The organism is Streptomyces graminilatus (assembly GCF_001418565.1).
GTDB lineage: Bacteria > Actinomycetota > Actinomycetes > Streptomycetales > Streptomycetaceae > Streptomyces > Streptomyces graminilatus.
On sequence record NZ_LIQQ01000235.1, the window covers coordinates 18,607 to 30,138 of the forward strand.

Sequence of the window (11,532 nt, forward strand, 5' to 3'; positions counted from 1 at the left end):
CAGCCACGCCCCCATAACTTCGCGGCACGGAAAGGTACTTCCGTACACGAGGACCCGTCTGACATCTTGCATCCACCACTTGTTTCGTACGGCCCGGCTGATGTCATGAGCACGTCCGGGCCGTCTTCGGAGGACGCATTGATACCCCACATATCGAGCCGATCCAGACGCACGCTGGTGCTGGCGGCCACCCTCGGTGCCGCCCTCGCGCTCGGCGCCCCGGGCGCCCTCGCGGGCACGCTCCCCGTCGCCCCCTCCACCGCGCCGGCCGCCAAGGCCCACACGCCGGCCGCGAAGGCCCATGCTCCGGCCGCCGTGCAGGCTTCCCGGAGTGCGGCCTGGGTGGCCGGCACGCGTGCCTACCTCGTGATCACCGCCCCCGGTGACACCGCGGCGGTCCGCTCCGCGATCGCGGCCAACGGCGGCACCGTCTTCTCGGACTTCGACGCCATCGGCGTGATCGTCGCCCACTCGGCGTCCAGCGGATTCGCCGCCGCCATGCGCGGTGTCGCCGGTGTGCAGCAGGTCGGTGCCACGCGTACCTCGGACGTCCCGGCCGACGCCTACAACCCGGCGCTCCCGGCCAATCCGGCGCAGGCCGCGACCCCGGCCGGAGAACCGGTCCGGGCCGACATGAGCCAGATCAAGGCCGACCAGGCGTGGGCCGTGAACCCGGGCTCCGCCTCGGTCAAGGTCGGCATCCTGGACACCGGTGTGGACGACCAGCACCAGGACCTCGCGCCCAACTTCGACGCGGCCGACTCGGTCTCCTGCGCCTACGGCAAGCCCGACACCCGTGTCGGCGCCTGGCGGGACGTAGACACGCACGGCACCCACGTGGCGGGCACCATCGCCGCGGCCAAGAACGGCAAGGGCGTCGTCGGCGTGGCCCCCGGGGTGACGATCGCCGCGGTCCGGGTAGCCGAGCCGGGCAACTCCTTCTTCTTCGCCGAGAACACCATCTGCGGCTTCGTCTGGGCCGGTGACCACGGCTTCAAGGTCACCAACAACAGCTATTACACGGACCCGTGGCAGTTCAACTGCCCGGACAACATCGACCAGGCCGCCATCATCGAGGGCGTCAAGCGCGCCCAGGAGTACGCCGAGAGCAAGGGCTCCCTCCAGATCGCCGCCGCGGGCAACGAGAACTACGACCTCGCCCACAAGACGACCGACTCCGCGAGCCCGAACGACTCGACGCCGGTCACCCGCACGATCACCAACGCCTGCCTCGACATCCCGACCGAGCTGCCGGGCGTGGTCACGGTCGCGGCCAACGGCACGGGCGTCACCAAGGCCTCGTTCTCCAACTACGGACAGGGCGTCATCGACGTCTCGGCGCCGGGCAGCAACGTGTACTCGACCGTCCCCGGCGGCGGTTACGGCAGCAAGAGCGGCACCTCGATGGCCACCCCGCACGTGGTCGGCGTGGCGGCGCTCATCGCCAGCGCCAACCCGGGCATCACCCCGGCGCAGATCCGCGCCAAGCTGGCCGCCCAGGCCAACGACATCGCCTGCCCCTCGGACAGCCGCTGCACGGGTACGACGGCCGACAACTCGTTCTTCGGTGAGGGACAGGTCGACGCCCTCAAGGCCGTCGGGGCCACCCCGCCGCCCGGCAAGTACTTCGAGAACCTCGCGGACTTCGCCATCAACGACAACGCGACCGTGGAGAGCCCGATCACCGTCACCGGCGTGACCGGCAACGCCCCGGCCACCCTCAAGGTGGGTGTGGACATCAAGCACACCTACATCGGTGACCTGAAGGTCGACCTGGTGGCGCCGGACGGCACCGTCTACACGCTGCACAACCGCGCCGGCGGCAGCGCCGACGACATCGCCCAGACCTACACCGTGGACGCCTCCTCGGAGGTCGCGAACGGCACCTGGAAGCTGCGCGTCAACGACAACGCCGCCTCCGACACGGGCAAGATCGACGCCTGGAACCTGACCTTCTAGCGGCAAGGCGGGCCGCGGCCTGTTCGGCCGGGGCTGCGAACTGGTGGTCGGCAGAGGTGACCGCTCAGTGACAGTGAAGGCTCCGCTCCCAAGCCGGGAACGGAGCCTTCACTCACAACACGCGCCTGGCCAGATCGCATCGCCCACCCGCCACCGGCGCCTCCACACGGACAACCCACAGACAACCCACAGACAACCCACAGGCGCCCCTCCCCCTCCTACGTGACGCGGGAGGCGCCCAGGACCGACGGGACGTCTGCGCACGGGGTTTTGAGGAGTAGGCCATTGATCCGTGCCCGGCGAACAGGTGTGACCGCCGTGGCGGTGCTGGCGGCCCTGGCGGGGGCGCCCGGACTGGCGCAGGCTGAATCGCCGCACGCGGCGGAAGCAGGATTGCTGAGCGCGCCGGGCGTCGGCGACCCGTTCCCGCCGGGGTGGCGGATCGACGGGGAGGGCGGGGCCCGTGAGCTGGTCTGGCGGGCGCCGAGAGACGTGCCCATGGGCGATGCGCGGGTCGAGTTCCGTGCCGGGGACCGGCTGCTCGGGGTGCCGAAGCCGGCGCGGGACGGGCGTACCTTCCGGCTCGCCCTCGGTGAGGCGGCGCTGCCCGACCAGCTGACGGACCTTCAAGTAACCGCTTCGGGGCGGAGATTGGACGCGACGCCCGACGGCACGCGGCACGGGTCCGGCCCGCGTGTCGCACGTACGCCCGCGAGCATGGCGCCGGCCAACGCCGTCGATCCGGGCAGACCCGGCTCGTACCGCACGGTCACCGGGAGGTACGACCTCGACCCGGTGCGCCTGCCCGGGTTCGGCACCCCGGTGGAGATGACCGCCGAGGTGGTGGCACCGAAGGGGGCCACCGGCAGCCGGCCGCTCGCGCTGTTCCTGCACGGCCGTCACGACAGCTGCTTCAAGCCGGACTCCGACTCCGAGGACGACGTGACCGGCGACTGGCCCTGCGCGGACGGCTACAAGCCGATCCCGAGCCACCTCGGCTATCTGCGCGACCAGCGACTGCTGGCCTCCCAGGGCTATGTGACGGTGTCGATCTCGGCGAACAGCATCAACGCCCAGGACCACGAGGCCGAGGACTCCGGCGCGCAGGCGCGTTCCTCGCTGGTACGGCAGCACCTCGCCCGCTGGGCCGACTGGAACGCCCGTCGCTCCTCCGCCCCGGCCGTCGTACGCGAGGCGCCGAAGGTGGACCTCTCCCAGGTCCTGCTCGTCGGTCACTCGCGCGGCGGCGAGGGCGTCAACCGGGCCGCCATGGACAGCCTCTACCCGCCGCCGGCCGCCGAGGACGGCTACCGGGGCCCGGTGCGCTGGAAGATACGCGGGACCGTGCTGATCGGACCGACGATCTTCGGCCAGAACCCGGTCGCCGACGTGCCGTCCGTGACGCTGCTGCCGGGCTGCGACGGCGACGTGTCGGACCTTGAGGGCGAGAACTACGTCGACGGGACGCGCGGGACCGGCGGGGGCACGGCACTGCACAGCGCGGTCTACATGGTCGGCGCCAACCACAACTACTTCAACAGTGAGTGGACCCCGGGCGAGGCCGTCGCACCGGCCATGGACGACTTCCTGTCCGACCCGGAGCATCCGGACCCGGTGTGCGCGCCGGGTGCCGCGACCCGGCTGACCGCCGCCCAGCAGCACAAGGCGGGCGCCACGTACATCGCCGCCGCGGCCCGGCTCTTCCTCGCCGGGGACGACCGGGTACGTCCGCTGCTCGACGGTTCCGGCAGGCGGGCGCCGTCCGCGGACCCGGCGCGGGTGCTGACCCACGCGGTCGGCGGGCGCCGCAGCGGCGGTTTCCTGCCGGACGGCGGGGCGAGGGTGACGGGCGCCCGGCCGTGTTCGGCGGTCGACCCCGACCCGGCCGTGGCCTGTCTGAGCCCGGCGACCCGCGGATCGTCACCGCACTTCGCGTCGTGGGTGACGGCACAGGAGGCAGGTCGTGGCGCGGTGGATCTGAAATGGTCCGCGCCGGGCACGGCCGCCCGCGTCACCCCACCCAAACCGCTCTCCCTGCGCGGCTACCGGCAGCTCGCGCTCCGGGTCTTCGTACCGCCGAACACGACCGGTACGAAGTTCGACGTGTCCGTCACCGACTCCGCCGCCCGCCGGGTGACGCTGGGTTCGGTCCGGGCGGACGGGCTCCCGGGCACCGCGAGCACCGCCTCATACTGGGCTCAGGAACTGCGCGTCCCGCTGTCCGCCGCGACCCGGGCCGGCCTCGATCTCACGCATGTCAAGTCCCTTGAACTGACGCCCCGTTCGCGGTCCGGGCGGGCCTGGCTGATGGACGCCTGGGGCTGGGCGCCCGGCACTCCGGCGGTACGGGAGGCCGTACTGCCGCGAGTCGACGTCGGCCGCACGACCGTCAAGGAGGGCGACTCGGGCACCCGCACCTACCGGATCCCGGTCACTGTCAGCGGGCACGGCAGCGGGCAGGTCCGCGTGTACGTCCTCGCCCGGAACGGCGGCCGGACCGAGAACCGCCTTGTGACCGTACGGCCCGGCAGCCACGCCATCGACGTGCCGGTGAAGGTGAAGGGCGACACGGTCTACGACGACGACGTGGATCACGACATCGCCGTCAAGGCCGTCCGCAACGCCGTCGTCGGCAAGCACCGGGGCGGGCTCTCCGTCCAGAACGACGACCCCGAGCCGCCGGTCACCCTGACGCCGGTCACGGACCGGGTGACCGAGGGAGAGACGCTGACCTGGCGGCTGTCCATCGACGCGCCCGCGCAGACGGACATCTACCAGCCGGTGCTGGTGCTTCCGGTCACCGAGGGCGCCGAACTGTCCACCAAGGACGTGGACCCGCGGTGGCTCAGGGAATCGTCCGGTGACGTGCCCGACCCCGAGCGCCCGCTGTCCGCCGCGAAGCTGTGGGTATGGCCGCACATCCCGCCCGGCAGCACCGGCGTGGACTTCACCGTACCGACGGTACGGGACCAGGCGGCCGAGCCGACCGAGTCCGTCCGCCTCGTCCTGACCGACCGGCACGCCGACCCGCTGCCCGGCAGCCCGGTACTGACGGGGGCGGTGCTGGACAGGCCGTAAGCAGGATGTACGGGGGACAGCGAGCCCCTCTTGCGCGCGCGGGGTCCGGTCTGTCCGGGCCCCGCGCTTCACCAGGCCACGCGGATCCAGACCGTTCCGTCCCGAGCCCCGGCCACAGCCTGGGACGTACCCGCACAACAACGTCGCCGCCAGTCTCCCTACCGCCAGGAGCACACGCCCGCAGGCCCAGGGCAGCCGAAGGGCCCGCACTCGTGACCGTGGGGGCGCCGCAGCGCCCGGCCTGTCATCCGGGAAGGGAAGCGAAGGGGGCACCGGCCGACGGCAGTGGCGCCCACCGGCGCCGCGCGCGCGACAGCGACCGGGTGGCACGCGAGCGAGCACTCCGCATGACGCGTGCCACCCGGCCCGAGGTCATGCCCGGTACGCGACGTTCGCCATCATCCCGGCCTCGCCGTGGTAGGCGTTGTGGCAGTGCAGCATCCACTGGCCGGGGTTGTCGGCGTCGAAGAGGACGGACAGCTTCCCCTTGGGCAGGACGATCGCGGTGTCCTTACGGGGACCCGACCCGCCGAGCTGGTACGTGTGGCCGTGCAGGTGCATCGGGTGCCACATGGTGGTGTCGTTGACGAAGTCCAGCCGCACCCGCTGGCCCTCCTCAATCAGGATCGGGTTGGCATCCGGGTCGGCCATGTCGAAGGGCCTGCCGTTGATGGCCCAGTTGTAGTGCATCATGCCGCCGGTGAGCTTGATCTGGTGCGTGACGTCGACCCTGGCGGACTTCAGGCGCACCTCGTCGGCCGCGCGGAGCCGGGAGGCGGTCATGATCAGGCCGCTGAGTTCCTTCGGCCGCACAGACGCCGACGGTGCGCGGCCGGAACCCGTACGGACCAGAGCCAGACCCCCTGCGTTCTTGCCCTCGGCCGCGGCAACCAGGGGGAAGACGCCGTCGCCGAGGGTGACCAGGACGTCGTAGCGTTCGCCCATACCGATGAGCAGGGCGTCCACCTGCTGGTGCTCGACGGGATACCCGTCGGTGTGGGTGACGGTCAGCCGGTGGCCACCGAGCGCAACCCGGTAGGCGGTGTCGGAGCCGGCGTTGATGATCCGCAGCCGCACCCTGTGGCCGGGCTTGCCGACGAAGACGTGCGGGTCGGCCGGAACACGGCCGTTGACCAGGTGGTACGGGTACTTCACATCACCGGCGTCGCCACCGAGGAGATCGCTCCCGGAGCCGCCCATGAGCATGAACTTCGACGACATGCCACCCATGTCCATGTCACCCATGTCACCCATGTTGTCCATGTCGCCCATGCCGTGCCTGAGCTCGGCGAAGACCTCGTCGGGGGTACCGGTGACTCCGTCGACCCAGTCGTCGAGGACGACCACCCACTCGTCGTCGTACGCCAGCGGCTCGCGCGGGTCCTCGACGATCAGCGGGGCGTACAGGCCGCGGTCGAGCTGGACGCCGACGTGCGGGTGGAAGAAGTACGTGCCGGGGGTGTCGGCGACGAACCGGTACGTGAAGGTGCTCCCGGCCCGTACCGAGGTCTGGGTGGCGGGCGGCACGCCGTCCATGTCGTTGCGCAGGGTGATGCCGTGCCAGTGGATCGAGGTGGCGGTCCTGTCGGGCAGTTGGTTCACGAGTTCGGCGGAGAGGGTGTCCCCGGCGGACAGCCGGACTTCCTTTCCGGGCGTCCGGCCGTCGTAGGCCCAGGTCCTGGCCGTGACGCCGCCGCCCAGGTCGAGCATGGCGGGCGCCGCGGTCAGGGTGATCCTGTGCTGTCGGCCGGTGCCGGTGCCGGTCCGTTCCCTTTCCACGCGGGCGACGGCGGAGCCGGACGGGCCGATCAGGCCGGGGGCGCCGCCTGCCGCGCTGCCGGAGTCGGTGCAGGCGGCGAGCGTGCCGGCTCCCACGGCGCCGAGTCCGGCGAGCAGGACGGAGCGGCGGTTGATGCTGTTCACGATGTATGTCCTCTTGTTCAGCTGCTGCATGCGGTCGCGGACGCGAGACGGCACACGGGTGCCGTTAACGCGGCCTAGATGCGCAGCGTGGAGAGGACCGACAGGTCGGGTGGCGCGCGGCCGACCGTCCCGGCGGACACCGGGCCGGCGTGGGCTTCGTACGGGTCTGCCGGCTGCCCGGCATGCCCCTGCGACGGCGCAGCGAGCTTGACCACCTCGATGCCCGCGGTGGCACAGTGCTCCATGCCCGGGGCGGCGCAGGCGCTGTCGGGAGCGTTGTACATGCCTGTCATGCCTGTCATGCCTGCCAGGCCTGTCATGCCGGGCATGACGTGCTCCGAGTAACTCGCGTGCGAGGCGGAGGGCATCGAGCCGACGGCGACCGCGGGGGCCTCGTGGTGGACCAGCACGGCCAGGGCGGCACACAGCACGATGACGACGCCGCGCGCCCAGCGCGCGAAGCCCGCGCGGGCTGCCCGTGCCGCTGCTGCCGACATCGCCTCCACCCGATCAGCATACCCCCGTGGGGTTTGTCCGATGTTTGCAGTCGATGAAGTGCGTTGAGCCTGCACACGGTTGGTTCCGCGAGATGGCTTGTTTACGCGGGGCCCGCGAAGTTCGAGGCGGGCGTGCTTCCGGGAGAGGGCTAGGATCACGGCGTGATTACGGCCTGGTCGCCCTCCGGTGTGCAACGGAGCCGCTCGACAGCGGTTCTGCGGCGCATGGTGGGCCTGGGCCTGCTCCTCTTCGGCCTGCTGTATACGCACGCCGTCAGCCCCGATGAGACGGTACGTCACCTCTCGTACGGCGAAGGCGTCGCGGTGGTCGCGGTATCCGCCGCTCACGTCACGCCCACCGTGGACCAGGAAATGGTCGCGAGTGCGACGTCGGCACTGTCCCCGGGCGGGAGTCCCCACACTCCGTACGCTCCGTACGATCCGGCGGGGGGCGACCACGAGGGGCACGGGCAGCACCACGCCGGTGGTGAGTGCGGGCTCGGGCAGCCTCCGCAGGGGCCCGGTGCCGGCGAGCCCTGCGTGGCCGCGCTGAGCCCGGTGAGCAGCGATGAGGACAGCCTGTCCCGGCCGGCGCACGCCCATCACACAGCGGCTCGGGACTTCGCGACTCCGGCGGCGCACGCGGCGGACTCCGCGATTCTGCGTATCTAGGTCAGCGCTTCTCCGAACCGGTCACCTCCCACTTTTCGCTGCGCTGAGCTGCGCTGCCGTGCGCTCTGGGGCCGGTCGACGACTGTTTCCTCACCTCCCCCCCCACTGATCCCTGCCCCTGCCGTGATCCTTCGGCGAGGGCGGCGCCGCACGGAGAACATGTGCCTCCCATCCCGGACACCGTCCTGGTCCACAGGAGCCGACTCGCCCTGACCGCGCTGTACGCCCTGCTCTACGCCTTGCTGTTCGCGATGCCGGTGTGCCTGGGCGATCAGCCGCATGCCTCGGAGCAGCCGTACGGTCGCTCAGCCGCCGCGCCGAGTGAGGTCCAGCCGCGAGCGAAGAGCCCCGACAGCAAGGTGCTTGACGCACCGGACTCTCCCGACAGTTGTCACGACGCCGGTTCAGAGGCGGCCACGACCTCGAAGTCCTCGACCACCCCCGTCCGCCCGTCCGCGACCACCGCCGTCTCGCGGGCGGGCGACGGGTCGGACCTCCTCTCGCACGACTCCCGTGATGCCACGCGAAGACTCCCGCCGAGCGGTGGCCGGTCAGCTCTCGTCCGCCTCTGCCAGTGGCGCGTATAGACGCCGCCCTGGCAGGCCGGCCCCGGCCGGACCGCCGCGCGAGAAAAGCATCCGCATCCGCATCGCATCCGCATTGAGCGAGAGCGAAAGAGAAGAAGCGAAGAGAAATGCACTCTCTGACCACGAGTGACTTCACCCCCGCCGTCTCCACCCTCCCCGGGCTGGTCGGCAACACCCCTGTCCTGCGCGTGTCCCAGCCCTTCTCCCCGCCCGGCCGGGGCTTCTGGGCCAAGCTGGAGGGCTTCAACCCCGGCGGCATCAAGGACCGTCCCGCCCTCCACATGGCCGAACGGGCCCGAGCCCGCGGCGACCTGCGCCCGGGATGCCCGATCATCGAGTCGACCAGCGGCACGCTCGGCCTCGGCCTGGCCCTGGCCGGAATGGTCTACGGGCACCCCGTCACCCTGGTCACCGACCCGGGCCTGGAACCGTCCATGACCCGGCTGCTCACGGCGTACGGGGCCACTGTCGACATGGTCCACGAGCCGCACCCCACCGGCGGCTGGCAACAGGCCCGCCGTGACCGGGTCGCCGAACTGCTGGCGCAAAACCCCGGAGCCTGGTGTCCCGACCAGTACGGCAACCCGGACAACGTCTCCGCGTACACCCCGCTCGCCCTCGAACTCGCCTCGCAGGTGGGGCACATCGACACACTGGTCTGCAGTGTCGGGACCGGAGGCCACTCCGCCGGCATCTCGCGCGTTCTGCGCCAGCTCTACCCCGGGATGAATCTGGTCGGCGTGGACACCGTGGGCTCGACCATCTTCGGCCAGCCCGCCCGGCCCCGCCTGATGCGCGGCCTCGGCTCCAGCATCTACCCGCGCAACGTCGCGTACGAGAACTTCAGCGAGGTGCACTGGGTGGCACCGGCCGAATCCGTCTGGGCGTGCAGGCAGTTGGCCTCCTCGCACTACGCCACGGGCGGGTGGAGTGTCGGCGCGGTCGCGCTGGTGGCCGGCTGGCTCGCCCGTACGACTCCTGCGAGCACCCGCATCGTGGCGATCTTCCCCGACGGACCCCAGCGATACCTGGAGACCGTCTACGACGACGAATACTGCGCCGGACAAGGGCTGTTGGGGATGACGCCCGCACCGGAACCGGAGGTGGTGGGCAGGCCGAACGAGAAGGAAGTCACCCGCTGGACCCGCTGTACGACGGTCAGCGACCCGGTCTCCCTGCCGACGGACTCAGCCGAAGCCGAAGCCGAAGCCGAAGCCGAAGCCGAAGCCGAAGCCGGAACCGGAACCGACGGCGGAACCGACGGCGGAACCGACGGCGGAACCGACGGCGGAGCCGGAACCGAAGGCGGGGCGCGATGAAGTCGACGTTCACGCAGGTCCGTTCCTACGAACGCAGCGTCCAACTGCTCATGGTGAACCAGTTCACCATCAACCTCGGCTTCTACATGCTGATGCCGTACCTGGCCGCCCACCTGTCCGGATCCCTGGGCCTGGCCGGATGGCTCGTCGGACTCATCCTGGGCGTACGGAACTTCAGCCAGCAGGGCATGTTCCTCATCGGCGGCACCCTTGCCGACCGGTTCGGCTACAAACCGCTGATAGTCGCGGGGTGCGTCCTGCGCACCGTCGGCTTCGCCACCCTCGGCCTGGTCGACTCGGTTCCCGCGCTGCTCGTGGCCTCGGCGGCGACCGGCTTCGCGGGGGCGTTGTTCAATCCGGCCGTACGCGCCTATCTGGCGGCCGACGCGGGGGAGCGCAGGGTCGAGGCGTTCGCCCTCTTCAACGTCTTCTACCAGGCCGGCATCCTGCTCGGCCCGCTGGTGGGGATGCTGTTGACCGGCATCGGCTTCCGGATCACCTGCCTTGCCTCGGCGTCGGTCTTCGCGCTGCTGAGCGTCGTACAGATCCGCTCACTGCCCGCCCGGCGTGCGGACGACGACGCGGCGGACGCGAAGCCCGACGGGCGTCGCGAGCGGGTGCCGGCCCAGTGGGCCGGGATCCTGCGCAACCGCGCGTTCCTGCTCTTCGCCACGGCCATGATCGGCTCGTACGTCCTGTCCTTCCAGGTGTACCTGGCGTTGCCGCTGGAGGTACGACGCCTGGGCGGCGACGGTGAGTTCGCGACCGCGGCCGTCGCGGTGCTCTTCGCGGCCTCGGGTCTGGCGACGATCTTCGGCCAGACCCGGGTGACCGCCTGGTGCAAGGCCCGGACGGCGCCCGGACAGGCCCTGGCCTGGGGGCTGTTGACCATGGGCGTGGCCTTCGTGCCGCTGCTCGTGGCGACGGCCCTGCCCGTCCCGGACGAGGGGGTGGGGCGCGGGCTGCTCGCGACCGTCCCGCCGACGCTGGCCGCGCTGCTGCTGGCACTGGGCACGATGATCGCGTACCCCTTCGAGATGGACACCATCGTCCGGCTCTCCGGCGACCGCCTCGTCGCCACGCACTACGGCCTCTACAACACCATCTGCGGGGTCGGCATCACCTTGGGCAACCTGCTCACCGGTGCCGCTCTCGACGCCGCACGGTCGGCCGGCATGTCCGCACTGCCCTGGCTGGCACTGCTCGTCCTGGGCCTGGCCTGCGCCGGCTCCCTGTACGGACTGAACAGGTCCGGCCACCTGACCCACGAGGCTCCCGAGTCCCAGCCGGCGGTGACCTGACCCGGAACCCGTTCCGTCCTGTCCCGTCCCCGGAGCGGGGCGAGCGGCCCAACACCGCTCGCCCCGCGCCATGACTGTTTCCGTGGCGCGTGGGCCACGCGTTCCGGGTCGTCGCACTGGTGGCCCGTCGGGTTGGGTGTCGCGGACCAGTTCACGGCGTCGACCGGCGAGGGACACCCCCTCATTCTGCCGGTCG

Annotated in this window: 8 protein-coding genes; 6 read left to right on the forward strand and 2 right to left on the reverse strand. The window is 71.2% G+C overall.

Translation table 11 applies throughout. The annotated features are described in order from the left end of the window. The first annotated feature begins 177 nt into the window (after positions 1 to 177). Positions 178 to 1,959, forward strand: a complete 1,782-nt coding sequence (locus tag AOK08_RS20420) for a S8 family peptidase (protein WP_055527906.1) — start codon at positions 178 to 180, stop codon at positions 1,957 to 1,959. A gap of 285 nt (positions 1,960 to 2,244) precedes the next feature. After that, positions 2,245 to 5,037, forward strand: coding sequence for an alpha/beta hydrolase (locus AOK08_RS20425; RefSeq protein ID WP_055527908.1), 2,793 nt, complete (start codon positions 2,245 to 2,247; stop codon positions 5,035 to 5,037). A gap of 372 nt (positions 5,038 to 5,409) precedes the next feature. On the opposite strand, the gene AOK08_RS20430 is transcribed toward AOK08_RS20425, so the two are convergent. Next, positions 5,410 to 6,960, reverse strand: coding sequence for a multicopper oxidase family protein (locus tag AOK08_RS20430; protein WP_055527960.1), 1,551 nt, complete (start codon positions 6,958 to 6,960; stop codon positions 5,410 to 5,412). A gap of 74 nt (positions 6,961 to 7,034) precedes the next feature. Beyond that, on the reverse strand, positions 7,035 to 7,457 hold the full coding sequence (locus AOK08_RS20435; RefSeq protein WP_055527914.1) for a hypothetical protein: 423 nt from the start codon (positions 7,455 to 7,457) through the stop codon (positions 7,035 to 7,037). A gap of 162 nt (positions 7,458 to 7,619) precedes the next feature. On the opposite strand from AOK08_RS20435, the gene AOK08_RS20440 reads away from it, so the two are divergent. The 4 genes from AOK08_RS20440 (at position 7,620) to AOK08_RS20455 (ending at position 11,336) form a co-directional block, all read left to right on the forward strand. Further along, complete coding sequence (locus tag AOK08_RS20440; RefSeq protein WP_157876737.1) at positions 7,620 to 8,129, forward strand: hypothetical protein; 510 nt, start codon at positions 7,620 to 7,622, stop codon at positions 8,127 to 8,129. A gap of 161 nt (positions 8,130 to 8,290) precedes the next feature. Further along, positions 8,291 to 8,716, forward strand: coding sequence for a hypothetical protein (locus AOK08_RS20445; protein ID WP_055527927.1), 426 nt, complete (start codon positions 8,291 to 8,293; stop codon positions 8,714 to 8,716). Positions 8,717 to 8,823: 107 nt separating this feature from the next. Further along, positions 8,824 to 10,035, forward strand: coding sequence for a PLP-dependent cysteine synthase family protein (locus tag AOK08_RS20450; RefSeq protein WP_079054153.1), 1,212 nt, complete (start codon positions 8,824 to 8,826; stop codon positions 10,033 to 10,035). Further along, positions 10,032 to 11,336 (forward strand): MFS transporter, encoded by a 1,305-nt coding sequence (locus AOK08_RS20455; protein ID WP_055527931.1) that lies wholly within the window; start codon positions 10,032 to 10,034, stop codon positions 11,334 to 11,336. Before AOK08_RS20450 ends, AOK08_RS20455 begins: the two co-directional genes overlap by 4 nt. Positions 11,337 to 11,532 lie beyond the last annotated feature (196 nt).

Coding starts and splice junctions, on each gene's coding strand:
- AOK08_RS20435 (WP_055527914.1), bottom strand. CDS start 7,457: ATGTCGGCAGCAGCGGCACGGGCAGCCCGCGCGGGCTTCGCGCGCTGG.
- AOK08_RS20455 (WP_055527931.1), top strand. CDS start 10,032: ATGAAGTCGACGTTCACGCAGGTCCGTTCCTACGAACGCAGCGTCCAA.
- AOK08_RS20450 (WP_079054153.1), top strand. CDS start 8,824: ATGCACTCTCTGACCACGAGTGACTTCACCCCCGCCGTCTCCACCCTC.